Annotated in this window: 19 protein-coding genes; 18 read left to right on the top strand and 1 reads right to left on the bottom strand. The window is 41.2% G+C overall.

What is annotated here, in order from left to right; all coding sequences use genetic code 11:
• The first annotated feature begins 3 nt into the window (after positions 1–3).
• Positions 4–1,074, top strand: coding sequence for a 3-isopropylmalate dehydrogenase (leuB, locus tag F9B85_RS06120; RefSeq protein ID WP_151619496.1), 1,071 nt, complete (start codon positions 4–6; stop codon positions 1,072–1,074).
• A 52-nt stretch (positions 1,075–1,126) separates the two neighbouring features.
• Entirely contained in the window at positions 1,127–2,746 is a 1,620-nt protein-coding gene (gene cimA / locus F9B85_RS06115) for a citramalate synthase (protein WP_151619495.1), read from the top strand.
• A 110-nt stretch (positions 2,747–2,856) separates the two neighbouring features.
• On the opposite strand, the gene F9B85_RS06110 is transcribed toward cimA, so the two are convergent.
• Complete coding sequence (locus tag F9B85_RS06110) at positions 2,857–3,216, bottom strand: small basic family protein (protein WP_151619494.1); 360 nt, start codon at positions 3,214–3,216, stop codon at positions 2,857–2,859.
• Positions 3,217–3,362: 146 nt separating this feature from the next.
• Here F9B85_RS06110 and cdaA point away from each other — a divergent pair, with 146 nt between their 5' ends.
• The 16 genes from cdaA (at position 3,363) to F9B85_RS14570 (ending at position 26,153) form a co-directional block, all read left to right on the top strand.
• A complete protein-coding gene (gene cdaA / locus F9B85_RS06105) occupies positions 3,363–4,175 on the top strand; it encodes a diadenylate cyclase CdaA (protein WP_151619493.1) in 813 nt (270 codons plus the stop codon).
• Positions 4,176–5,234, top strand: a complete 1,059-nt coding sequence (locus F9B85_RS06100) for a CdaR family protein (RefSeq protein ID WP_151619492.1) — start codon at positions 4,176–4,178, stop codon at positions 5,232–5,234. It begins immediately after the preceding gene.
• A gap of 66 nt (positions 5,235–5,300) precedes the next feature.
• On the top strand, positions 5,301–6,956 hold the full coding sequence (locus F9B85_RS06095; protein WP_151619491.1) for an NAD(P)/FAD-dependent oxidoreductase: 1,656 nt from the start codon (positions 5,301–5,303) through the stop codon (positions 6,954–6,956).
• Positions 6,957–6,976: 20 nt separating this feature from the next.
• Positions 6,977–8,305, top strand: a complete 1,329-nt coding sequence (gene glmM, locus F9B85_RS06090; RefSeq protein ID WP_151619490.1) for a phosphoglucosamine mutase — start codon at positions 6,977–6,979, stop codon at positions 8,303–8,305.
• Between the two features lie 657 nt (positions 8,306–8,962).
• Positions 8,963–10,786 carry a glutamine--fructose-6-phosphate transaminase (isomerizing) gene (gene glmS / locus F9B85_RS06085; RefSeq protein WP_151619489.1) on the top strand — a complete coding sequence of 608 codons (1,824 nt, stop codon included), beginning with the start codon at positions 8,963–8,965 and terminating at the stop codon, positions 10,784–10,786.
• Positions 10,787–11,165: 379 nt separating this feature from the next.
• Complete coding sequence (locus F9B85_RS06080) at positions 11,166–13,400, top strand: hybrid sensor histidine kinase/response regulator (RefSeq protein WP_151619488.1); 2,235 nt, start codon at positions 11,166–11,168, stop codon at positions 13,398–13,400.
• Positions 13,401–13,666: 266 nt separating this feature from the next.
• Positions 13,667–14,512: a methyl-accepting chemotaxis protein gene (locus F9B85_RS06075; RefSeq protein ID WP_151619487.1), complete on the top strand. Its 846-nt coding sequence runs from the start codon at positions 13,667–13,669 to the stop codon at positions 14,510–14,512.
• A 235-nt stretch (positions 14,513–14,747) separates the two neighbouring features.
• Positions 14,748–15,368 (top strand): class I SAM-dependent methyltransferase, encoded by a 621-nt coding sequence (locus F9B85_RS06070; RefSeq protein ID WP_207707053.1) that lies wholly within the window; start codon positions 14,748–14,750, stop codon positions 15,366–15,368.
• Between the two features lie 439 nt (positions 15,369–15,807).
• Positions 15,808–17,793, top strand: coding sequence for a site-specific DNA-methyltransferase (locus tag F9B85_RS06065; RefSeq protein ID WP_151619486.1), 1,986 nt, complete (start codon positions 15,808–15,810; stop codon positions 17,791–17,793).
• A gap of 11 nt (positions 17,794–17,804) precedes the next feature.
• Positions 17,805–20,870: a restriction endonuclease gene (locus tag F9B85_RS06060; protein WP_151619485.1), complete on the top strand. Its 3,066-nt coding sequence runs from the start codon at positions 17,805–17,807 to the stop codon at positions 20,868–20,870.
• A 135-nt stretch (positions 20,871–21,005) separates the two neighbouring features.
• On the top strand, positions 21,006–21,311 hold the full coding sequence (locus F9B85_RS06055; protein ID WP_151619484.1) for a nucleotidyltransferase domain-containing protein: 306 nt from the start codon (positions 21,006–21,008) through the stop codon (positions 21,309–21,311).
• Between the two features lie 104 nt (positions 21,312–21,415).
• On the top strand, positions 21,416–23,086 hold the full coding sequence (locus F9B85_RS06050) for a DUF262 domain-containing protein (RefSeq protein ID WP_151619483.1): 1,671 nt from the start codon (positions 21,416–21,418) through the stop codon (positions 23,084–23,086).
• 434 nt (positions 23,087–23,520) lie between these two features.
• Entirely contained in the window at positions 23,521–24,558 is a 1,038-nt protein-coding gene (locus tag F9B85_RS06045; RefSeq protein WP_151619482.1) for a PhnD/SsuA/transferrin family substrate-binding protein, read from the top strand.
• A gap of 23 nt (positions 24,559–24,581) precedes the next feature.
• On the top strand, positions 24,582–25,367 hold the full coding sequence (gene phnC, locus F9B85_RS06040) for a phosphonate ABC transporter ATP-binding protein (protein WP_151619481.1): 786 nt from the start codon (positions 24,582–24,584) through the stop codon (positions 25,365–25,367).
• Positions 25,357–25,923 carry a PhnE/PtxC family ABC transporter permease gene (locus F9B85_RS06035; RefSeq protein ID WP_207707052.1) on the top strand — a complete coding sequence of 189 codons (567 nt, stop codon included), beginning with the start codon at positions 25,357–25,359 and terminating at the stop codon, positions 25,921–25,923. Before phnC ends, F9B85_RS06035 begins: the two co-directional genes overlap by 11 nt.
• A gap of 23 nt (positions 25,924–25,946) precedes the next feature.
• Entirely contained in the window at positions 25,947–26,153 is a 207-nt protein-coding gene (locus F9B85_RS14570) for a hypothetical protein (protein ID WP_207707051.1), read from the top strand.
• Positions 26,154–26,159 lie beyond the last annotated feature (6 nt).

The following is a 26,159-nucleotide window of genomic DNA, read 5'->3' as shown; positions in this document are numbered from 1 at the left end:
ACCATGACCTATCGTATCGCTGTATTACCAGGTGATGGCATCGGGGTAGAAGTGGTGCCACAAGCTTTGCGGGTCTTAGAAAAGATCGGCCAAAAGTATGGTTTTTCCTTTGAATTTACCGAAGCTCTCATTGGTGGAGCGGCTATTGATGCAACAGGTCATCCACTGCCTGCAGAGACCTTAGCACTCTGCCAGAACAGCGATGCCGTCTTCTTAGGTGCTATTGGTGGACCTAAGTGGGATAGCCTACCTGTTCATCTACGTCCAGAAGGCGCGGCCCTCTTGCCACTGCGCAAGCATCTAGGACTATACGCCAACATTCGTCCTTGTCGCACATTCTCCGCCTTAATCGATGCTTCAACCTTAAAAAGAGAAGTAATCGAAGGAACAGAACTGTTGGTTATGCGTGAACTAACAGGTGGTCTCTACTTTGGTGAGAAGAAACGCGAAACTATGGAAAATGGCGAACGAGCAATCGATACACTAGTCTACACAACAGAAGAAGTAGAGCGCATTGTGCGCCTTGCTTTTGAAGCAGCCCGGAAACGTCGTGGAGAAGTATGCTCCGTTGACAAAGCCAACGTCTTAGAATCCTCAAGACTTTGGAGAGAAACAACGAATCGCATTGCCGCGGACTATCCTGATGTAACGCTCACACATATGTATGTAGATAACTGTGCTATGCAACTAGTGCGTTACCCCAAACAATTTGACGTTATTGTAACAGAGAATATGTTTGGCGATATCTTAACAGATCAAGCTTCTATGCTTTCAGGCTCACTAGGCATGCTTCCTTCGGCTTCTATTGGAGGACAGGTTGCGCTCTATGAACCAGCTCATGGTTCAGCACCTGACATTGCCGGACAGAAGAAAGCTAACCCTCTTGCTACCATCTTGTCTGCCGCTATGATGTTAGAATACTCCTTTAATCAAGTAGAAGCGGCCCGAGAAATCGAAAAAGCCGTTGACACAGTACTCAATAAAGGCTATCGCACAGGCGACATCATGGAAGCAGAAAAAACCCTAGTGAACACAGAAGAAATGACTGATCGTGTTCTTGAAGAGCTGGCTTAAACCCGGCTCTTCCCTTGTCTAATCGACTGTGGAAAGAGGTGCCTTCAATAATATGGAGCGCGTTTTTATCTATGACACCACGTTGCGTGATGGGACGCAAGGCGAAGGCATTTCCCTCAGTGTAGAAGACAAAGTAAAAATCGCAGTCCGACTTGACCAACTAGGCGTAGCATACATTGAGGGTGGATGGCCGGCCTCGAATCCAAAAGATATGGATTTTTTTCTTAGAGCCAAAGAGATGAAGTGGCAAAAAGCCAAAATCTCTGCCTTTGGTTCAACTTGCCGCCCTGGAACAGTGGCAAGCGAGGATAGTAATCTACAGGGACTAGTACAATCTGGTGCCCCTGTAGCAACAATCTTCGGTAAGACCTGGGATTACCATGTCACGGCGGCACTACGAACAACCTTAGAAGAGAACCTGCGTATCATTTATGACTCCGTCCACTTCTTAAAAGAACAGGGCCTAGAAGTAGTCTTTGACGCAGAACACTTTTTTGATGGCTATAAAGCTAACCCAAACTATGCCAAAGAAGCAGTATTGAAAGCAGAACAAGCTGGTGCAGACTGGATTGTTCTTTGTGACACCAATGGTGGCACTTTACCGCAAGAGATCTTATCGATCACTCAGGAAATGGGCTTCATCTTGAGAGCACCACTAGGCATTCATGCACATAACGACAGCGATCTTGCTGTAGCTAACTCAATTATCTCAGTGCTCGGTGGAGCTAGACAAGTACAAGGTACGATTAATGGTTACGGTGAACGTTCTGGCAATGCTAACCTCTGCTCCATTATCCCGAACCTGCAAGTAAAAATGAATCTAGAGTGCCTACCTGCTGATAACCTAAAGCAACTTACAGAAAGTGCTCATTATGTTGCTGAGATTGCTAACGTAAGCTTGCGCAACGATATGCCTTTTGTAGGTCATTCTGCTTTTGCCCACAAAGGCGGTATGCACGTCTCAGCACTCTTAAAAGATCCCAGCACTTATGAACATATGCAACCAGAAGTAATCGGCAATCAGCGGCGCGTACTCGTCTCAGAGCTATCTGGTGCAAGTAACCTGATCTATAAAGCCAAAGAGCTTGGCCTTGATATTAACAAGCAGAACAAAGAGACCAAAGAGATCATCGACTCTTTGAAAAAGCTAGAGCATCAAGGCTATCAATTTGAAGGCGCTGAAGCTTCTTTTGAACTACTCTTGCGCCGTGCTTTTGGTGAAGAGAAGATACCTTTCGTCCTTGACTCTATTAGACTAATCATTGAAAAACGTTCTGACGGCGACTTCACTTCCGAAGCCATGATCAAAGTGCGAGTAGACGATCAAGTTATTCACACAGCCGCAGAAGGCAACGGACCAGTTAACGCTGTCGACAACGCTTTGCGTAAAGCCTTAGGTAGTCACTATGGCTTCTTGCAAGACTGCCATCTTTCAGACTACAAAGTGCGTGTACTCGATGAAAAAGACGCCACAGCCGCTAAGGTACGCGTACTCATCGAGACAAGAGACAGCCAAGACGCTTGGAGTACTGTAGGAGTGTCAACTAACATCATAGAAGCTTCCTGGCAAGCACTTATCGATTCTTTCCGCTATGGTTTATTAAAGCAAGAAAAAGCAAAAGAAATACTTAAAGTAGCAGAAAGTAGAGAAGAATCTTCTCAGAAAGCCTAAGCTGTGTTATAGTAAAAATTAGCCAAATTAAAAAGCCTGCCCCTCTTTGAATGGGGCAGGCTAAGTTATGTCTTTTCCATAATATTTTTCTTATAATATTTTCTGATGTATTATTGTGCAGGATCTTTAGAACGACCGACAATACGGTCAATAATATAACGACGAATGACAGCAATGTTCTGAAAAATTCTAACACCGAAAGCAAAGACAGCCGCTAAGAAAAGATCTACACCAAGGCGATCTCCTAGATAGGCCAGAAGGGCAGCCAAAATAGCATTAAAAAAGAAACCTGTTAGTAGAATTAAAGCATCAAATCGATCTTCCAAGTAACCCCGTAGAGATCCGAAGACGGAATCAAGTGCCGCTAATACGGCTACGGACATATACTTAGCATACTCCGTGGGAATGGTAATCGACAATACTGCACCAATTAAGATCCCTGCAATCAAACCTATCAAGGGGAGCCACATGACGCACGTCACCACCTTAGTATAGAATCTTTTCCAAAAATCTGCTTGTCCTTTATAATATAGAGTTATTATAGACACAAACCTTTATTTCCCACAAGGTCTTTCTATAAATAAAAGAGAAAAAGCCACTCTAGAGGGGTGATATAATGTTTCCTCCAGCCTTTGAACAGTTTGACATTCTTTCTATCATTGACATTATGTTGGTAGCTTATATCATTTACCGTTTGACCATGTTCATCAAAGGAACAAGAGCGGTACAACTGCTCAAAGGATTTGGTGTGCTTATCATCGCTTCCTACCTCAGTGAAGCTTTAAATCTTACTACCTTAAGTTGGATCTTAAAACAAGCCTGGACAGCATTGATCGTAGCCTTGCCGATTGTTTTTCAACCAGAATTACGACGAACTCTTGAACAGCTTGGTCGAGGCAAACTTTTTCGTTCTTCAGTCCCTATTATGGGTGAAGAAGACCGTAGTCAACTGATCGGAGAAATTGTACGAGCTGTCGGCATATTAACAAAGAATAAAATTGGCGCTCTAATTATTTTTGAACGACAAACAGGAGTTAACGATGTTATAGAAACAGGAACGAAGATCGACGGCAAAGTATCGGCAGAATTTATGGTTAATATCTTTATTCCTAATACACCTTTGCACGATGGAGCTGTAGTAATTCAAGGCGATCGTGTAGCAGCCGCAGGCTGTTATCTTCCCTTAACGGATAACACAGACTTGTCTAAAGAATTAGGCACACGGCATCGTGCTGGTATCGGCATAACAGAACAAAGCGATGCTGTTTCTGTAATTGTCTCAGAAGAAACAGGTACGATATCAATTGCCGTTGATGGAGAAATTAACCGCTTCCTTGATGAAACATCCCTGTCGGCCCGACTCGAAGAACTCCTGCAACCGAAAAACAACAACATCCGACCTTTTTGGCAATGGAGGGGTGGTCGATAAATGGATATTGCCGCTGAAGCACGCAAAAACTGGCTATATAAAATTGCCGCCATCAGTCTCGCCATCTTGCTCTGGATTTATGTACAAGCTGAACACCAGGGCACACAAGTGCTCACTATTCCCTTAGAAGTGGAAGGTCTACCAAGTGGACTAGTAGTAGAACCAGAATTGCCGAAAGTTATAGAACTGCGCGTCCGTGGTCCTAGAGCTAACCTGCAAAACATATCAACGAAAGATTTTACAGCTCGTGTGGCCATGGAAGATGCCGAACCAGGAAACTTCCAACGGGAAATCCAAATTGAATCACCACCACAAATTCAAGTGATCAGCTATACACCGTCACAGCTAAATCTTAATATTGACGTCTTGGAAAACCGCTCTCTACCTATTCAGTATGACTTTCAAGGCACTATGCCTGCCGGATATCTGATGAGAGATCCCGTTCTACAACCAGCAGAAGTGATGATCAGTGGACCTCGTGAGCGGGTACGGGCAATCCAAAGAGCAAGAGTGCAGATACCACTAGGAGCGAGAGAAACTTTTACTCAACGACTACCTGTACAACTTATTGATTCAGGTGCTGTTGGGGCAAGAGAAGGCGATATTCGTATCTCACCACAAGTTATCGAAGTAACAGTACCTATTGTAGAAGAAATGGCTAGCAAAGGTGTTCCAATTGAGCCACAGCTAACAGGTACACCAGCTAGAGGAGTTCGCGTCACAGGTACAAAGGTAGAGCCAGAAAACGTTATTATCACAACAGGATCAGAAAGAATCAAAGAGATTGAATCATTACGTACAGCACCAATTGATATCAATGAGATTAGAGGAGAAGTAACTCGCGAAGTTAACCTCATCATTCCATCAGCCGTACAAACACAAGGTGGCCTCACGAGAGTTCGCGTTACAGTACTTGTAGAAGGCCAACCTGAAGAGACCAGACCTGCACCACCTGCAGGAACACCTAGTACACCAGCAACTCCACAACAACCGGAACCGGCTACACCACCTGAGGAGAACAAGGACGAGACTACCGATGTCTATGATGAAGAGTTCTAGTTGCTAACTAAGTAGTAACTACAGACGAAAGAATGATCAACAGCTACGAAGGAGACAGAAGACCAGTTGAAATATAGAATTTCTAACCTACGCACAAGCCTCGACGAGGAGAAAGAAGTTCTCCTAAAAAAAGCGGCCAAAAGATTAGCTCTGCGCCCTGGCCAGATCGCTTCACTTGAAGTAGTCAAAGAAGCAATTGATGCCCGCAAAAAGCAAGAACTTCGCCTTGTCTACACAGTAGAAGTACAATTACAAGCAGGCGTAAAAGTCTCGACTTCTCTGCTAGCTAAAGATAATCAGATAGTGCAAGTTAAAGAAGAAGTAACAACGCCCCTTTTGCGAGGAAGCGAGCCTTTAAAGTACCGTCCCGTAGTAGTCGGTGCAGGACCTTGTGGCTACTTTGCCGCCTTAAAGTTAGCAGAAGCAGGCTATAGACCTATTTTGCTAGAGAGAGGGCAAGCAGTAGAGCAAAGAACTCTCGATGTAGAACAGTTCTGGCAGACAGGTCAACTTAATCTTGACTCTAATGTCCAGTACGGTGAAGGCGGCGCAGGCACTTTTTCTGACGGTAAGCTAACGACAAGAACGCACGATCGTAGGATTGGTGAGGTTTTTGAATGGTTAGTCCAAGCTGGAGCACCTGAGGAAATCAAAGTAAAAGCCAAACCTCATATAGGAACAGACCGACTAAGACAAGTAGTAGCCACTATGCGACGCCGTCTAGAAGCTCTTGGTGGTACCGTCTACTTTGGCGCTAGGGTTGAGAGCTTACTATTAGAAAAAGGTGCTCTAAAGCAAAAAGTAGTCGGACTACGCTTAGCTAAAGGTATAGAACTAGATGGTCTTGCGCCAGGAGGAGAACTAAAATCAGAAGTTATAATTCTGGCTATAGGACACAGTGCAAGAGATACAGTACGAAACTTATATGAGCAAGAAGTTCCCATAGCAGAAAAAGCTTTTGCTATAGGACTGCGTATAGAACATCGTCAAGAGCTTATTGACAAAGCCCAATACGGCCCAGGAGCAGGCCATCCTCGTCTAGGTGTAGCTGACTATCAACTTCATGCCAAGTTAACAGAACAAGATCGGACTGTCTTTTCTTTTTGTATGTGTCCTGGTGGTCACGTCGTTGCCGCCGCTTCAGAAAAAGGAGGCGTCGTCACTAATGGCATGAGTGAATATGACAGATCTAGCAGTATAGCCAACTCAGCACTTGTTGTCTCCGTAAAACCAGAAGACTTTCCTGTCCCAGGCCCACTAGGCGGCATGGAGCTTCAACGTATCTGGGAGCGTAAAGCTTATCAAGTTGGTGGGGAAAATTATCAAGCACCAGCCCAGAAGGTGACTGATTTTCTAGCAGATCAAAAAGGTGACTTAACAGACTTATCTATAGAGCCTACCTATCGACCAGGAGTCGTAGCGGCCAACCTACGAGAGTGCCTACCTAAAGAAATCGGTGAAGGACTCGTTGCCGGGTTGAAAGATTTTGGTCGTAAGATTAGTGGCTTTGACAGCCACGATGCCGTCTTAACAGGCGTAGAGACAAGAACTTCAGCGCCCTGGCGCATCACCAGAGATGAGTCCAACCAATCTATAGGCGTAGAAGGACTCTACCCCGCTGGAGAAGGCGCAGGTTACGCTGGAGGTATAATTAGTGCCGCCGTAGACGGCCTAAGAGTAGCAGAAGCAATTATTGGGACTTATCGATTAGTTAGAGAGTAAAAAAGAAGGAGATTCGTTTCGTGAGTAAACTCTTTGGAACAGATGGTGTGAGAGGTGTGGCCAATCGAGAGCTGACGCCGGAGTTGGCTTTTCGACTTGGCCGCGCAGGCGCTTATGTGCTTGGTAAGCATGTAGAGAAACCTAAGATTCTAATTGGTAAAGACACACGCATATCTGGTGATATGTTAGAAGCAGCGCTGATTGCAGGGATTACTTCTGTGGGCGCAGATGTATTAAAAGTAGGAATCTTGCCCACGCCGGGGATTGCTTTTTTAACTAAGGAACTAGAAGCAACAGCAGGTGTCGTTATCTCGGCTTCTCATAACCCTGTAGAAGATAACGGAATTAAATTTGTGGGAAGCAATGGCTATAAACTTTCTGATGCCTTAGAAGAAGAAATCGAAAAGCATTGCCAAGGCAATTCAATTCCTTCTCCTATAGGGACAGACATTGGTCGTGTCTACGAGATAGGAGATGCCGAAAATCGCTATCTTAACTTTCTCTTAGGAACAATTCAAGGCAACTTAACAGGCTTAAAAGTTGTGCTAGACGGCGCTAACGGTGCCGCCTCACAAATTGCCCCGAAGCTTTTTGTTAAGTTAGGAGCAGAAGTAGTAGAACTGCACTGTCAGCCTGACGGAACGAACATTAACAAAGCTTGTGGCTCAACCCATCCTGAAGACTTAAGGCAAGCTGTCATTGACCATCAAGCTCATGTAGGACTAGCCTTTGATGGCGATGCTGATCGCTTGATTGCAGTAGATGAAAAAGGTCAAATCGTCGATGGCGATCAGATCATGGTTGCTTGCGCTTTACATATGCAAGAGAAAAAAGAGCTCGTCAAAAACATCGTTGTAGTTACCGTCATGAGTAACTTAGGACTCCACTTAGCCCTAAAAAAAGCAGGTATTCAAATAGTAGAAACTAAAGTAGGAGATCGCTACGTCTTAGAAGCTCTTCAACAAGAAGGCGCAATCTTTGGTGGCGAACAATCAGGTCATATTCTATTCTTGCAACATAACACAACAGGCGATGGCTTATTAACGGGACTGCAACTGCTCTCAGTTATACAAGAGCGCAACTTACCTTTATCAGCTTTAGCTGGACAAATGGATAAATTACCACAACTACTCGTCAATGTGCGAGTCAAAGACAAGTGTTGTATGGAAGAACCAGCAGTTCAAAAAGCAATTGACGAAGGTAAGAAGAAGCTTGAAGGCAGAGGACGCATACTCGTTAGACCTTCTGGTACAGAGCCCTTAATTCGTGTCATGGGTGAAGGTCCTGACAAAGAAGAACTCACAACAATTGTAGAAGGTATAGCTAATGTCTTTCGGCAGTATTGTTAGGGAGCGCATGACTTAACGCTAAAGTAAAAAGCCAAAACACTAGTCTAAAGCACTAAGCAGAAGCTCTAAGCTACAATCCTAATGCCTAATGATGAAAAGCTTGTAGGGGTGGTTGTAGAAGAATCACCCCTACAAGCTTATAAGAATGGAAACTTATAAGCTTGGCATCAACCAGAAGCTCACTACTTCAAATGTAGACTACTTCACTCATACATAATTAGTAAAAAATAGAGAAATTAGAAAATCATAAAAAATAATGGCCTAACGAGGGTTGCATACTGCCTGTCTCACTGATAAAATGATCATGACTTAAAAAAGGCATAAAAGGCTAGAAAGTTATAGAACTGACAAGTGAAGAGATAGCGCCAGAACCGCAGGCAGATCTGCTCCACCATTACGGGGCTTTTTATATGTCATAAGCGGTTGACGAGGAAGGGGTTTATCGAAGTTTTCGGCGGATGCCCCTCGGCTACTCATAGTCGATAACAAGACTACAAAGCTTGCAAGTAATTGCAAGGACAAAAAGTCTTGTAGTGAGTGTCAGGATTACTATGCCCTTTTTAGTCGCCTAAAAGTTTGTTGCCAGAGAGGTAACAGAGGCGTTTTTTTTATGCCCTTTTTGAGTCAGGCATAATTAAAAAGGGGGATTTATAAATTATGTGTGGTATTGTTGGTTATATCGGGACGAAAAAAGCAGCACCTATCTTACTGGAAGGGCTGAAAAAGCTCGAATATCGTGGTTACGATTCCGCTGGTATTGCCGTCTTAGAAGATGAAGTAATTCAAGTACAAAAAGCTGTCGGTAAATTGACTAACTTAGAAAACAAATTAAACGGCTCAGCTCCCTGTGGTTGTATTGGCATTGGCCATACACGTTGGGCTACTCATGGTAAGCCTTCTGATGAGAACTCTCATCCCCATCAGGACTGCGCTGGTGAATTTGCCGTTGTCCATAACGGTATTATAGAAAATTACCTAGCCCTGAAAGATAGATTAAGCAAGAGCGGTCATCATTTTTGCTCTCAAACAGATACAGAAGTGTTAGCTCACCTAGTAGAAAGCTACTACGAAGGCGATCTAGAAGAAGCAGTGCGTAAAGTAGCTAAAGACTTAGAAGGCTCTTTTGCTTGTGCTTTCATTACTCGCAAAGAACCAGGCAAAATCGTAGCAGTTCGCAAAGATAGCCCTCTCGTTGTAGGTCTTGGTGAAGGCGAATACTTCCTCGCGTCCGACATTCCAGCCATATTAGCTCATACTCGTCTAACTTACGTCTTAAACGATGGGGAAATGGTAGTCCTTACGAAAGATAAAGTAACAGTCAAAAAAGCATGTAACGGCGAAATCATCGATAAAGAAATCTTTGAAGTAAAGTGGGATGCTGTAGCGGCAGAGAAAAACGGTTACGATCACTTTATGCTCAAAGAGATTTATGAACAGCCCAAAGCGATTCGCGATACTTTAGCTGGTCGTATCAACGGCGGCGTTAACTTAGATGAAGTACTTATTGATCGTCAGCTTCTGAAAGAAGCGCGGAACGTAACTATCGTTGCTTGCGGCACAGCTTACCATTCCGGCTTAGTAGGCAAATACACCATTGAAAACTTAGCTCGCATTCCCGTAGAAGTCGATATCGCCTCTGAGTTCCGCTATAGAAACCCACTGGTAGATGAGAAAACTCTCATGGTTGTAGTAAGCCAATCAGGAGAAACAGCCGATACGTTAGCCGCTCTAAGAGAAGCTAAGTCCAAAGGTGCTAAAGTATTTGCTATCACTAACGTTGTCGGTTCTTCCATTGCTCGAGAAGCCGACTCAGTGCTCTACACCTTAGCAGGACCAGAGATTGCCGTAGCATCAACCAAAGCCTACACAACTCAGCTAGCGGCTATGAACTTCCTAGCTCTAGCCTTAGCAGAAGCTAGAGGCACTCTAGAGAAAGAGAAGATTCAAGAAATAGCTGAAGCCATGCAAGCTTTGCCTGCTCAGATTGAGAAAGTCTTAGAACAGGCAGAACAAGTAAAAGCAGTTAGTGAAGCTATCAAAGAATGGGAAAACCTCTTCTTCATCGGACGCAGTGTGGACTACGCTGTAGCTATGGAAGGCTCACTCAAGTTAAAAGAAATCTCCTACATCCACGCCGAAGCTTACGCCGCTGGCGAGCTAAAGCATGGTACACTAGCCCTGATTACGGAAGGCATTCCAGTTATCTCTCTAGCGACACAAGAACAAGTCCTCGACAAGACCATCTCTAATATCCAGGAAGTCCGTGCCCGCGGAGCCTACATCATCGCTGTAGCCCAAGAAGGCAACGAAGAGATTGGTAACTACGCTGAAGTAGTCTTAACAGTGCCAAGAACTCATCCTGTATTGACACCTCTACTTGCTGTAGTGCCATTGCAGTTATTGGCTTACTATACAGCTTGCGTGCGTGGTTGTGACGTCGATAAGCCACGTAACCTAGCCAAAAGCGTAACAGTAGAGTAGCCATGGGGCCGCTTCGCTTGCCACTGTGTGTTGGCAAGGGGCCGCTCCTGTTGTAGTTTGAAAATAAAGTTTTATACTCCGAAATAAAGTCGTATACTGGCTTAAAAAGTTGTATACTAGGCTCGGAAGAGTTAAAAACAATCAGTCCCCTGCATGGGTTAATAATTCAGTGCAGGGGATTTTTGCGTTATGTGACTTAATAACGAGTCAGGAGCACAAGTAAAAGAAGCGCTACAAAAATGGCAACAACTATGACTATTGATTAGATAGTACTTGTTGTTTCAATAGCAGGACATTGCCATCCAATGGAGAATATTACCTTTAAAGGTGGCGACGCTACTGGCTTCTTGTGGTTATCTTAGCTGAGGTGGGAGCAAAAGTGAATATTGATGTATTTTACTTTTTTAAATTTATGGCACTACTATCTAGTATTGGTACTTTACTACTTGGAATTTACGCCTATATATCATCCCGCAATAAAGCAGGAGTCAACGCCTTTGTTGGATTATCCTTTGTAACTAGTATCTATGCTTTGGGATACTCTTTTTTCCTAACTAGTCAATCGGTTCCGGAGTACTTGTTTTGGTTGAAGTTCCAGTATTTGGTCATACCATTGATACCGGTATTTTGGTTGCTCATGAGCTTGTATTATAGCCAGATGGATCGCTATATTAACAAATGGAGTCTTACGGCCATACTAACCATACCAGTGATTACATACTTCATAATCTATACCAACCAATTCAACCATTGGTTTCATGCTGGCTATTCATTTGACAGAACGGGACCTTTTATCACAGCTGTGATTGGGCATGGCTTCTGGTATTGGATCTTCGTTGGATATATATATTTATGTTTACTCCTTGGAATCTTGATTATGGTTAGATTACGTAACCAGGCGGCCCCCATTTATCGTAGAAACATTAACTATATGATCATGGGCTTACTCTCTCCGGTGTTTGGACATGTGCTATATATTACGAAAATCAGCCCCTTCGATTTAGCCCCCATTTTTACTTCTTTTATGGTGTTTTTTATGGCAGTTGCCGTCTTGAACTTACGTTTTTTTGATCTGATTCCCATTGCCTATGATAAAGTTTTTGACAGTATTCAAGATGGTGTCATTATTCTTGATCCTGCAGATAAACTGATCGAATTCAATTCGACCGCCGCATCCTTCTTTCCCATCTTGAATGCTGCAGCCCTGACGCAAAAGGTTACTGATCTGCTGAGAGACTATCCTGGGTTGAGGGAGCAAATTATTGGGAACATTGAAGAAGTCGATATTGAAGTCTTCGATGGTAAAGAGCGGTTGTTTTTTTACTCCCGTCTGTCACTAATTTTTAATAATAACAAGTATGTTGGAAAAGTCATTTTGCTTAGCAATATGACCGAAAAAAAGAAAACGGAAGCCGAACTGAGGAAAGCGAAGGAAATGGCCGAGGAGGCCAATCGTGCAAAAAGTAGTTTTTTGGCTATCATGAGCCATGAAATCCGTACACCGATGAATGGAATCTTAGGGATGAATGATCTGTTGTTAAAGACCTCTTTAAATACAGAACAAAAAGATTATGCCCTATCCATCCAAGAATCGACCGAAGTGCTTCTAATCGTAGTTAACGATATTTTGGATTATTCAAAAGTTGAAGCTAACAAACTTGTTCTGGAAAATATCGCTTTCGATTTAAATAGCACTGTTCAGAGTGTGATTAATTTTTTTGCGAAACAAGCCAATGAAAAAAATCTGACCCTTTTCGTCGATGTTACATCCCAAATTGATAGTGCTATATTAGGAGATCCCACGCGGTTGCGACAGGTTTTATTCAATCTATTAAGTAATGCCATAAAATTTACCCATTCCGGCCAGATTCGTTGTAGAATAACGGTTCAATCGAAAGATGAAAAATCTATGAATATTCATTTCGCAATTACCGATACAGGCATTGGGATCGATGAAGTGCACCTGAAGAAACTCTTTTCTCCCTTTGTTCAAGCCGATACCTCAATGAGCCGGAGCTATGGCGGTACAGGCCTTGGGTTGGCCATCTCAAAACAGCTTGTTGAATTGATGGGAGGGGCAATTGGAGCCACCAGTAAGAAGGGGGAAGGTTCAACCTTTTTCTTCACAATTCCCTTTGATTTAGCGGAGTCCTTGCCTATTGAAAGCATTGGGTCAGCAAGTACATCTTTGACGGCAACTTCCGAACCTCCGCTGTGGAAGATTGAGCGCCCTGTTCTTCTGGCTGAAGATAACCGTGTGAACCAGAAGTTGGCCGTATCTTTGCTCAACAAATTGGGTTTGGCGGTCGTTATTGCTCATAATGGCCGGGAAGCCTTCGAAGCGATCCAAGAAAGGGAGTTTGAATTGATTTTAATGGACTGTCAAATGCCTGAGCTAGATGGTTTTGAAGCAACCCGGCTCATTCGTGAGTGGGAAGCTAACAGTGAGCGGCGGATTCCCATTATTGCCATGACAGCTATGGCTATGCAGGGAGATCGGCAGAGGTGTATTGATTCAGGAATGGATGAATATATCAGCAAGCCGATTAAGACGGAGCAAGTCAGCACTATTTTGAAACAATGGCTTTCTCCAAATGGTGAGTCTTCAACATAGGTGGCAAGGGGACGCTCGTGTGTCACGACGCTCAGTGCGGCAAAAGGCGAAGCAAGACTTCGTCAGGGGAGCTATCACAGAGCCTGATTTGATTCTTATATAATTAAAAAGAGGTGAGACATAAGCAGGCTAAACAGAATCATCATAAAAAGTTAGTTCATCTTTATTAGAAAACCATTTAAAAAAGGTGCAACCTAGAGTAAGCTATTCATAATAAAGTCTGCATTTTTTTGAACCGGATTTGTACAATAAAGGTGGTTTTTCAGGTGGCGGTAGATCTAAAAAGCTTTGTAAATTCTTTTAATGAAGTGGCTCCTTACCTTAGAGAAGCTCTTGGCTTGGATATTATGTTAACTGTAACAGACAAAGAGAAGTTTTTGTACTATCTTCCTGGCGATAAAGTTGACGTCAAGGTGAAGGTAGGACAAGACATACCAGAAAAGTCTTTGCTTAATAAGACGATTCAGACTGGCGAAAAACAATCTGCTGAAGTACCAGAAGAAGTCTATGGAGTCGCGTTCAAAGCCATGAATGTTCCATTGAAAGATGAGCACGGGAATGTGATTGGTTGCCTTGGCACAGGTATAAATACAGAACAATGGTATGCAGTTAGGAAAGAAATATTGAAGCTATCGGAAAACTTAAATGAAAATATTATGAACATCTCCAGCTCAATGAAAGAGTTGACAAGTACGTCAGAAGAGGTATTGCAGACAGAGCTTGAATTCACCAATGCTGTACAAGATATCGAGAAAAACTTAAAAGAGATAACCAAGACACTGCAGTTCATTAATAAAATATCGTCCCAGACCAAAATGCTCGGCATCAATGCATCCATTGAAGCGGCAAGAGTTGGAGAAGCTGGCAAAGGCTTTTCTGTAGTCGCCGAAGAGATCCGCAAACTCTCTGAAGAGTCTTTGCGTACAGCCAATACAATCAAAGATATAACAGAAAAAACGAACATAGTTCTAAGTAAAATTACTGAAAAATCGACTAATGCTCTAGATTCAACGAACAAACAAGCTTCCTCAGCTCAAGAAATAAACGAAAACATTCAGGGTATTGTGGAGATTTCTGGTAAACTAAAGCATTTGACCAAGCAAAGTGTATGATAATAAAAGCCTCCAACACTACGTTGGAGATATGCTCCCCTTGAGGTAGACAGATTAAATGATTAAAATCTGCTACTGAGGGGGGCTTTTTTTGTCTAAAAGAGCATGTTCTGGATAAAGATTATCAGAAGACAGCAGAGATTTATGAAGTCTCCTACCAACAAGTTTATCATTGGGTAAAAAAAACGAAACTAGTGGAGGCGAGGTACTCAAAGACAAAAGAGGTGGCGCTAAAGTGAGTGAGCATTCATCTGTAATTAAGGAGAAATATAATCAAAAAGCGGACAAATATGATCGCTTGATGGCTCCAATGGAAAAGATGATGATGGCAAAATGGCGGACCCAATTGTTACGAAATGTACAGGGTCTGGTTCTAGAAGCCGGGGTCGGGACAGGTGCTAACCTTCCTTATTATCCGGCAGGTGTAAAAGTAATTGCCGTTGATTTTAGCTCCAGAATGCTAGAATTAGCAGTAAAAAAACTTCCACAGACTAAAGCAGAAGTAGAATTGAAAGTGGCTGATATACAGGCGTTACCCTTTTCTGACAATACTTTTGATACGGTTATAGCGGCTTGTGTTTTTTGTACTGTACCCGATCCGTTTCAAGGTTTTCGAGAACTTCGCAGAGTTATCAAACCAGATGGCAAACTGTACTTCCTCGAGCATGTCCGCAGTGAGAACGTTCTTTTGGGCCCAGTTATGGACTACCTGAATCCAATTGTCCTAAGACATATGGGAAGCAATATTAACCGTAGAACAGAAGAGAATATTCAACGATCAGGCATGAAAATATTGCACTGTGACAAGTTGTTCGGCGATATTGTAAAAAGACTTACCGTAATAGCCAATAAATAGCTTGAAGACCTGTTAAACCAGAATTTCTCACACCTGAAAAGTGGGAGATAAGGGTCTCAAAAAGAGGGATAAGCAAGAGTTGAAGAGTCCAGTAAAAAGCTTTTCTGTAGACGCCGAAGAGATTCAGGCGCAAACTCTATGAAGAGTCTTTGCGTATGGGTCAAAGATTCAACAAATATACAATCTTGTGGATACTATGTTTTATTAAACGAATAGAGATAAGGTGGTATGATATGGCTAAAGACAAGTCAACATATAAGGAGGAGGAAAATATGAGTACAGTAGAAACATTTAAAAGCCCTGTTATATTCACTCCTTCTAAAAAAAATTGAAAAGGGCCTAAAAGAAGTAAAAATGATTGAACAGGCTGTTCTAAAACCCAAAAAGTTGAGAGTGATTTACTAGCGAAGTATAAAAAAATTCATAAGGGGTTGAAACAATGGAATTTCCTAAAGTATCAAAAGAAATCTTCAATCCGATCAACGAAAACGTAAAAAAGTTAGCCGAACTCTTTCCTTCCGTTGTGAAGGATGGACAAGTTGATATAGAAGCATTAAAAGCAGAACTGGGACAGTTTGAAAGTGCCAGCGATAAATTATCGGAACGATATGAACTTGGTTGGGCCGGCAAAGAAGAAGCCAAGAAACTGGCCAATCAAGATGTTGTTGGGAGGACCTTGAAGTACATACCAGAGGATAGTAAAGATCCTGAAACGACAGAAAACTTGTATATTGAAGGGGATAATTTAGAGGTTCTGAAGCTTCTTAGGAATAGTTATTACAACAAGGTGAAAATGATCTATATCGACCCACCTTATAATACGGGAAAAGATTTTATTTATAGAGATAAATATTCAGTAAGTGAAGTAGAAAATTCATTATTAGAAGGTGAATTGGATTATACAGGAAAAAGACTTGTTGTAAATCAAAAAAGTGGTGGTAGATATCATTCAAACTGGCTATCTATGATGTATCCGAGAATTAAGTTAGCAAAAGATTTACTAACAGATGATGGAGTTATCTTTATTAGTATCGATGATAATGAAGCGGATAATTTGAAAAAAATGTGTAACGAGATTTATGGTGAAGAGAATTTTATTGCAAGGCTAATTCATAAAAATAACTCAAATAAAAACCAAGCGAAGCTTATTGGTGTTACAACTGAATACGTACTATGCTATGCTAAATCCTTGGAAAATCTAAAAGAAAGCGAATGGCGCATTGCCAAAAAAGGAGCAGGTGATATTCACAAAACTTTTTTAACTTTAAAAGAAAAAGGACTTTCACTCGACGAAATTGAGGATGAAATAAAACAATTATATAAAAGACCAAAATATGCTCATTTAAGCAGATGGAATAAAGTTGACGAAAACGGAGTTTTTAAAGATGCTGATTTATCCAGAGAAGGTGGCCCTACAGATTATACAATTATAAATCCGAATACAGGACAGCCTTGCATTGTTCCTAATAGAGGGTGGGGAAAATCTCATAGTGAATTGTTAAGACTTCAAAAAGAAGATCTAATATGGTACGGAGATCCAAAAACTCCTCCTGGTTTAAAGGATTATCTAAAAGATGATGATGTTTCAGTTCCTGATAATTTTTGGTATTTCGATAACTCAGTTGATACACGTTATATAAAAGATTTATTTGGAGATATAGTTTTCGATAATCCGAAACCAATAGATATGATAAGTCAAATAATTGAGATGAGTACTGACGATTATAGCATAATTATAGACTTCTTTTCTGGCAGTTCCACCACAGCCCACTCAGTAATGAAAATAAATGCAGAAAAAGGTAGTAATCGAAAATTTATAATGATACAACTGCCAGAATCATGCGATAAAAAAAGCAAAGCATACAAAGCTGGATTCAAGTACATAAGTGAAATCGGCAAAGAACGCATCCGCAGAGCAGGAGATAAAATCTTAGAAGAAAACAAAGACAAAGAAGGCATTGAAAATCTTGACATAGGCTTCAAAGTATTCAAAGTCGCTGACACGAACATTCGCTGGTTCAGCGATGCCATAAATTCAGAACAAATGACCATTGATGAAAGCACCATGGCCGACAAGGATAAGCTAGACTTTAATCTAGGTACTAAAGACATTGATGTAGTCTATGAAATCATGCTTCGTCACAGAGACATACCGCTGTCTACGAAAGTAGAAAAAGTATCGTCTATCGGAGAGAGAACGTATATATTTGCCGATACAGTCTTAGTTTGCCTTGAAGAAGACGTAACAGAGACCATTATCGACAACATAGCGGTCTTAGAACCCATGCCTAGCAAAATCATTTTCCGTGATAGTGCCTTTGATGCCGATATTACCTTAAAAACCAACAGTATGCTACGACTAGAAGCACAAATGAAAAAGAACAGTGGTACGAAGAAAAAAGCATACCGCGTTGAGTTTATTTAAGGGGGATGCCTATGACCAGCCGCATTGCTTTTCATTTTGAAGATGGACTGCCCTTTCAGCAAGATGCCATATTGTCAGTCGTCAATCTTCTCAATGGCGTTAGTCGTCAAGCTGAGGGTACTATTTACCATAATATTAGTAGAGCCAAGAAACTTACAGAAAGCGACCCAGTTCGTAACCCTCAGATTGTAAAACCATCAAGGCTCTTACAGAATCTGCGTGAAGTACAACTTAAAAATAGGCTATTAATGGACTATGAACTAAAGGGGCACAATTTTACCATAGAAATGGAAACTGGTACAGGGAAGACCTATGTATATTTACGGACTATTCTAGAACTATATAGAACTTACGGCTTCACCAAATTCATGATCGTAGTACCGACCATAGCCATCCGTAAAGGGGTAGAAAAAAGCATTGAAATGTTGAGAGAACATTTCAAAAGTATATATCATGGTTTAGATATGCATAATCATGCTTTCGTCTATGACTCTAAAAACCTTAAAAAAATAAGTAGTAACTTTGTTGAGTCGAGAGATCTAAGCATCGTCATCATGAACATACAAGCTTTTAACAAAGATTCGAACAAGATCCGTCAATCCGATGAATACGGTCAGATTCTCTGGGAAGATATCAAGTACATCAATCCAATTGTAATTATCGATGAGCCACAGAAAATCGAGGGGACTAACAAGAAAAAGAGTGCTTCCTTAGAAGCAATCGAATTGATCAATCCCTTGTTTATACTGCGTTATTCAGCGACTCATAAAAAATTGTTTAACCAGGTCTACAAGCTTGATTCGTATGATGCATTCCAAAAAGATCTGGTCAAGAAAATAGAAGTAAAGACTGTTCACGGAACGATACCGAAAGATTTTCCCTATATTCGTTACGTAGAGTTCACCAAAGATCTATATGCCAAGATTGAGATCTTCCATGTAGAACAAGGTGGGACAATCCGCAAAAGACAAGTCAAAGTTCGAGGCAATGATTCCTTATATATCTCTTCAGGTAAATTACAGCAATATAAAAACATGATTGTTCTGGAAGATCCCCATAAACAAAAGAAACTTCGAATCGGAAAATGGGACGATATTATAGAGCTAGCTGTCGGAGAAAACAATGCAGATATTGGCGAAGAAGAAACAATAAGAATACAGATCCGACTTGCCTTGAAGAGCCATTTTGAGAAACAATATAGAATTCTACAAGAAGGAAAGCAAATCAAAGTACTTAGTCTTTTCTTCATCGATGCGGTCAACAAATTTAGAGATAGTAACGCTGTTGATGGTCGTGGTGAATACTTGCGAATCTTTGACGAAGAATATAGCAAAATTATTGCCGATAAGAATTGCCAAAAGCTATTCGAGGAATATCCGCAACTATTTAAGGAGTATAAGAATATCCAGAAAGTCAGGGAAGGATATTTTGCTGTTGATAAAAACAAAAATGCTGTAGAAGTAGACAACTGGGAAAGTTTAATGGATGAAGGAAAGCTCAAGGCCAAATCACAAGAAGATGTAGATCGAGGCATTGAGCTGATACTAGAAAAGAAAGACGAGCTTATATCTTTTGAAGAGCCTTTAGCCTTTATATTTTCTCATTCCGCCTTACGAGAAGGTTGGGACAACCCCAATGTCTTCACCCTGTGTACCTTAAAAAAAGGTGGCTCCGACATTGCCAAAAAGCAAGAAATCGGCAGGGGCCTGCGACTTTCTGTTGATATTAACGGTAATCGTTGCACCGATGAAAAGATTAATGAACTAACAGTCATCGCCAATGATTATTACGATCATTTTGCCGCCGCTCTTCAGCAAGACTTTAATGACAACTCTGGCTTTAACAAAGATGAAGTCACTTACGATGTGATTTATAATACCTTAAAGAATGCGGGCATAGCGGAAGACAAAATTATGGAGCTTGCCGAATCTTTCAGAAGTGAACTGATTGAAGAAAATATTATTAACAAGGAAGGTTTACTCACGCGAAAGGCCAATAATATTGAAAATATAACCTTCGTCAACCCTAAACTTCAGGAACACAGCATTCTGATTAAGGAAAAGTTTATTGAAGCGATGCAAGCCAAAGGTAGTAAGAAGATTGTCATTAAAAATGGCGATGAAGAACCTGTTGAAAATGGTGCACACAGCTTTATATCAGAAGAGTTTTTTAAGAGACTACTGAACGAATTGAGCAAACGTATGTCACAGCGTACCATGTATCAAGTGAAAATCAACAGTGAAGCTTTCATAGAAGAAACAGCTACGGAATTAAACGAGCTTTTGCGTTTTAAAAGTGTAAGACTAGAATTCAACATAGAGACAGGCAAGGCAGATTTTGACGAGCAAAAGAAATTCCGTCTCTCCGATCCTTCACAACAGATTTTCGTCGATGAGTTAGAAGGAATGGATAGCCAAAAAAGTCAATTCGAGATCATAAACTATATCATGTATCATACCATGCTACCTCGGTTAGCCATTTACAAGATTATATCGAAGCTAGAAAAAGTAAATATGCTAAAGAGCCAAGATACTCTTGATTTTGTAACGCAAAGCATCAGAGAAAAGCTTACCGATTATATGGCCAAAGGTGTCGTTAAGTATGAAGCTATTGATGGCTATGTTTTTGACGAATCTACTATATTTGAAACAGATCAGATAGACATAAGTATGCTCGATGATGCCAAATCCCTTGTGTTTCAAACTAACGCCGAACTGCGCAGAGCTGTCCATAAGTATTACAAATTCGACAGCCAGGGCGAACTCCAATTTGCCAAAAGGCTAGACGTTGATGAAAAGGTACTCCTATATACGAAAATCAAGAAAGGTAGCTTTGTCATTGACACACCTTACGGCGAGTACTCTCCAGACTGGGCCGTGATTCGAAAAGGTGAGAATGACAAAGCAAGGCTTTTTTTCATCGTGGAAACCAAAATTGACAAAGCCGAAAAAGATTTAACAAGCGTTGAAAAGACCAAGATAAAATGCGGTAAGCTACACTTCAAAGCAGTTGCCTATGATGTAGAGTTTAAGCAAGCTAAGAATTATGATGATTTTTTGCAGAAGATAGGAAGTTAATCGAGCTGATAGATGGACGAGAGAAATTATAAAGTAGATAAAAGGACTGGGCTGTTTGACTATCCCAGTCCTTTTATCAGATTTCTACAACTTATAAGCATTACCAGCTCTGTATAAGAGAGAGGATCTAACAACATGAACTTTGGCATTACACCTAGAAGTATGGCACTCATACTTGATGCCTTAAAGCGTAAGCAATCTATCGAGCGTGCAGTAATCTTTGGGAGTCGGAGTATGGGCAATTTCAAGCAAGGATCGGATGTGGACATCGCTCTCTACGGTGAGCATGTTACAGAAGAAATAGTGCAGGAGATTCATGCAGAGTTAAATGAGCGACTACCACTACCTTACTTTTTTGACGTAATTCATTACGACACATTAGAACATGCAGGGCTAAAAGAACAAATCGATCGATTTGGAGAGGAATTTTACAGTCGCTGAAGGAAGCCCTACCAAAGGTATCAAAAAGGTATTATTACCCCTAGCTATAAATAAGTTTTAAGCAATTACTCTTAGAGATGATAAAGAATTAGGAGGTTCCCGACATGCCAGTCACAATACGAGCGGCAGAAGAACCACTTGCAAAAATATTTAGCAATGATTACGTGTTCACCATTCCACGTTATCAACGTCCCTATTCTTGGACAACCGAAGAAGCCGGAGAATTGTTGGAAGATTTTTTACCCTATCTTGAAGATACAACACTTCCTATCGAGAATCTTGACCCTTATTTTTTGGGAAGTATTGTTTTAATCAAAGGCGATGGACCATCGGCGGAAGTTGTTGACGGCCAACAACGGTTAACTACTCTAACCATTTTACTTGCCACAATACGAGCTTCCGTGCCCGATATGGCTCAACATTTCACGAAATTTCTGTACGAAGAAGGAAGCCCCATACTTGGGACAAGCGATCGATATCGGCTGACTCTCCGCGAAAGAGATGCCGCTTTTTTTCAACAATACATACAAAAAGAAGGTGGCCTGGCTAGCTTAAGAGACTTGAGTACTCCCACTAGCGATAGCCAGTCCAAGATTCAAAAAAATGCTATTTACTACTTGAACCGCTTAGAAAAAATGACAAAAGAAGAACGTGTTCGCTTGGCTCAATATGTTATCAACCGCTGTTATCTCGTGGTAGTTCGGACACCTGATTTTGATTCGGCCTATCGCATCTTCTCTGTATTAAACGACCGTGGCCTGGATCTGACTCATTCAGACATTCTAAAAGCAGATATTATTGGTCGTTTACCAGTGTCGATACAAGATAGCTATACTAAAAAGTGGGAGACGGAAGAAGATAATCTTGGTCGAGATGGATTTAAGGAATTATTTGCCCATATCCGCATGATCTATAGAAAGCGGAAACTTGAAAAAACAGTGCTACAAGAAGTGCGGGAACATGTAAAGCCTACTAACAACGCCAAGGCATTTATTGATGAAGTGCTGATACCTTTTGCTCAAGCTATGAACGACATTCGGACAGCTACTTATGAAAATGCTTCTAACGCCGATGCAATCAATGAGCTATTTGGCTGGTTAAACAGAATCGATAACAATGACTGGCTACCTCCTGCTATTTGGTACTTAGCCCACAATCGTAATGATTCCCCTAAGCTACTAGCCTACTTCCGCGATTTAGAACGTTTGGCAATGGGCTTGTTTATTTTACGTTTCAATATTAATGAACGTATAGAGCGATACGCTCGCTTGTTGACGGCCATGCAAAAAGGGGAGGACATGTATGCTCCTTCTTCTCCACTGCAATTGACGATGGACGAATGCAATAGGATCGTGGAAACCTTAAATGGCCCCGTTTACAACATTACCAAGATACGTATGCCCTTGTTGTTACGCTTAGATGCAGTGCTTTCATCAGGAGGAGCAACCTATAATTATCCGAAAATAACAATCGAGCACGTTTTGCCGCAGAATCCTGATCCCAATGGACAATGGTGCAAGTGGTTTCCTGATCAGGCAGAGAGAGAAAAGGCTGTTCATCGTTTAAGTAACTTGGTGTTGTTAACTCAAAAGAAAAATAGCCAGGCGCAGAACTTTGAATTTGAGCGCAAAAAGATAGAATATTTTGCTCGCAAAGGTGTCAGTCCTTTTGTATTAACAACGCAGGTCTTACAAGAAGACGAATGGAAACCGCAGGTCTTAGAGAATCGACAGGAAAAACTGCTCAAAAAGTTGAAGGGACTTTGGAGGCTATAATTTAGTGACTCCATGATGCGACCCCTGAATTCAGAAAGCCAGAATGAAAATTGTTAAATTGCTTTTTACTCTTGCAAGGTCTTGGCGTTCAAAAACTCCAAGGCTTTTATTTTTTTAAAAAATCTAAAACGATCCCCATAGGCGTACAAAACTGTGACCCAATCAAATGGAGCTATAGAAATGGCCGGATTTACTCCATCTTTCTACACCCTACATGGACGAAAGGTACAAAAAGAAAGAACCAAGTGCTTTGTCGTCACATTTACATACATATTAACAATGCTTACTAATCCTTAACATCCTTTACCTTCAATTAAAGTTAACTTAACCGTAAGTAGCAACCTGATATGGTACTATCTAGAAGACATAGCATTTCAAATAATACACAAAAAGAATGCTATGTAAATTATTGAGAAACAAAGAGAGGGAAAAAGGTGAAAAAGTTACTTTTAGTAGTGGCGGCTATGTTTTTATCACTTTCTATTCTTACAGGCTGTTCTTCAGAAGCCAGTAAGAAAGACAGTGGACCTATTGTCATGGTCTGGTATCCTAACGAATCAGGTGAAGATCTCAAAAGTGCTCGTGACGAATACAGCCGCATCATTGAAGAGGCTACAGGGAGAAAAGTAGAACATAGACTTACAACAGATTATGTTATTGCAATTGAAACTATAGCAAATGGAAACGCTCACATAGCCTACATGGGAGCACAAGGTTATATTGAAGCTAACAAAAAGAACAACAAAGTCCTACCACTGTTTGTCAATAGCGGCTCTTCTGGAACTTTAGATGACGCTGTCTACTATAGCTGGCTAGCAGTTAAGAAAGGCAATGAAGATCAATACCGAAATGGCTCTGCTTTTTCCATTGATAACATAGAAGGAAAAAGATTCTCTTTCGTATCTAATAACTCCACTTCAGGCTTCAGAGTACCTTCAGCAGGCATAGTCAATCATTTTTCCCAAAAAGATAAATGGAAGAACTTGCAAGCCGAAGATTTGTTAGAAGGTGGACGCAATAAATTACTTAGCGAAGTACTCTATGGTGGCTCTCACCAGGGCACAACTGTGAACCTTCTTACAGATAAAGCTGATATAGCTTCCTTCTGTGATACCTGTGTAGCCAACTACATTGAACATGCTTCTGGCACCCCGAATCGACCAGGCGCTGTCTATCGTATACGTCAAGACGCAGACGCCCCCTTTACTAACTTAAAAGGCGAAGAGTTTGTATTAATCTCTGTAACTCCAGTTCTTAACCCACCCTTTGTTACAAATACAGATGTTCTCGATGAAGAAACGCAAAAAGCGCTAATAGCCGCTTTTACGAGTGATGAAGTAAAAAATAACGAAAGAATTTTCGTTCCTAAGGACTCAAGCTTTAAGGGACTTTTCCAGAAATCTTCAGGGAATGAGCGTTTCTTAGATGTAAAAGACGAATGGTTTAATCCTGTAAGAGAATTGTCCAATTAATATTCAGAAAGGAGTTAACAAAAATGACGTTATTAGATGTAAAAAATCTCAACAAACAGTACGGAACAGGAACAGTAGCGTTATCAAATGTTAACTTCTCAGTAAAAGAAGGAGAGTTTATTTCTATCATCGGTCCATCTGGAGCGGGGAAATCAACTCTCCTCCGCTGTCTAAATCGCATGATTGAGGCAAGTAGCGGTGAGATAACATTTGATGGTATGAAAGTATTACAACTGAACAAAAAAGAACTCAGGAATCTTCGTTCTAAGATTGGAATGATTTTTCAACATTATAATTTAGTGAATCCTTTGAGCGTCATAGAAAATGTACTTCACGGTCGATTAGGTTACAAGTCTACCATGAAGGGCCTATTGGGGATTTATAGTGAAGAAGAGAAAAAAGGAGCTTTGGAAATTATTGAGCTTCTGGGCCTAGAAGAGCAAATCTACAAGCGCTGTGACCAATTAAGTGGAGGACAAAAACAACGTGTTGGCATTGCTAGAGCTCTTATCCAAAAACCGAAAATGCTTTTATGCGACGAGCCTATCGCTTCTTTAGATCCTAACGCATCTAAAATTATTATGGACTATTTGCGTAAAGTAACAAATGAGATGGGTATCACTTGTCTGGTGAATTTGCACCAGGTTAACGTTGCTCTCACCTATTCAGACCGCATTATCGGTGTAAAGCAAGGCAAAATCGTCTATGACGGTTTACCGCAATATGTAACAAAAGAAATCATTCAAGATATATATGGCACAGAATCAGGTGAACTGATTCTCGATATAGGAGGAAATCGTGGGGCCTGATATATTTACGGTACGAAGAAATAACCGAATATTCTTTTTTTTAGCTTTAACAGCCATCACCGTTAGCTCTATTATCGTGACAGAATATGACATTGCTAAAGGCTTTACAAGTATATACAAAGCAATTACCTGGTCTTTGAGCAACTTCTATCCTGATGCCAATGCCATGACGAGACTTCCCGATATTATGATTAAGCTACAAGAAACAGTGCTCATATCGATTGCAGCAACAACAGTAGCGGCCTTATGTGCCTTTTTCTTTTCCATCTTTGGTTCAAAAACAACAAAAGTAAATTCTATACTGAGCACTTTAAGTCGAGGCGTTGCTTCCTTCTCCAGAAATATTCCTGATGCAGTTTGGGCTTTGATTTTACTTTTTTCTTTTGGTCAAAGTGCCTTGACCGGCTATTTTGCCTTGTTTTTTGCTACCTTTGGCTTTTTAACTCGTACATTCATCGAAACTATCGATGAAGTAGGTGATTCTTCAGTAGAAGCACTGCGAGCTACTGGAGCTAGCTATACACATATCATAGCGCACGCTTACCTTCCTCTATGACTTATCTTTTATCGTGGACTTTTATGCGGTTTGAAATTAACTTTGCAGTCGCCGTAGCCATGGGAGCCGCCGCCGGTGCTGGTGGAATTGGCTTTGAACTTTATATGGCCAGCGGTCATTATTACGATTTACGTGAAGTAGGTGTCATTACCTACCTAGTTTTGGCCGTAGCTATCATACTTGAAGCCATCTCAACGCGCTTTAAAAGAAGACTACAAAGCAACGCATAGTTGGGG

The sequence above is a fragment of the Heliorestis acidaminivorans genome, assembly GCF_008933955.1.
Taxonomy (GTDB): domain Bacteria; phylum Bacillota; class Desulfitobacteriia; order Heliobacteriales; family Heliobacteriaceae; genus Heliorestis; species Heliorestis acidaminivorans.
Note: the sequence above shows the minus strand (reverse complement) of the source record. Positions and strands in the feature narration are given on the sequence as shown.

Bases quoted from the DNA above. Each gene is read 5' to 3' on its own strand.
- cdaA (WP_151619493.1), top strand. From the start codon at position 3,363: ATGTTTCCTCCAGCCTTTGAACAGTTTGACATTCTTTCTATCATTGAC.
- cimA (WP_151619495.1), top strand. From the start codon at position 1,127: ATGGAGCGCGTTTTTATCTATGACACCACGTTGCGTGATGGGACGCAA.
- F9B85_RS06055 (WP_151619484.1), top strand. From the start codon at position 21,006: ATGAACTTTGGCATTACACCTAGAAGTATGGCACTCATACTTGATGCC.
- F9B85_RS14570 (WP_207707051.1), top strand. From the start codon at position 25,947: ATGCGGTTTGAAATTAACTTTGCAGTCGCCGTAGCCATGGGAGCCGCC.
- glmS (WP_151619489.1), top strand. From the start codon at position 8,963: ATGTGTGGTATTGTTGGTTATATCGGGACGAAAAAAGCAGCACCTATC.
- phnC (WP_151619481.1), top strand. From the start codon at position 24,582: ATGACGTTATTAGATGTAAAAAATCTCAACAAACAGTACGGAACAGGA.
- F9B85_RS06110 (WP_151619494.1), bottom strand. From the start codon at position 3,216: ATGTGGCTCCCCTTGATAGGTTTGATTGCAGGGATCTTAATTGGTGCA.
- F9B85_RS06065 (WP_151619486.1), top strand. From the start codon at position 15,808: ATGGAATTTCCTAAAGTATCAAAAGAAATCTTCAATCCGATCAACGAA.
- F9B85_RS06100 (WP_151619492.1), top strand. From the start codon at position 4,176: ATGGATATTGCCGCTGAAGCACGCAAAAACTGGCTATATAAAATTGCC.
- F9B85_RS06060 (WP_151619485.1), top strand. From the start codon at position 17,805: ATGACCAGCCGCATTGCTTTTCATTTTGAAGATGGACTGCCCTTTCAG.
- leuB (WP_151619496.1), top strand. From the start codon at position 4: ATGACCTATCGTATCGCTGTATTACCAGGTGATGGCATCGGGGTAGAA.
- F9B85_RS06050 (WP_151619483.1), top strand. From the start codon at position 21,416: ATGCCAGTCACAATACGAGCGGCAGAAGAACCACTTGCAAAAATATTT.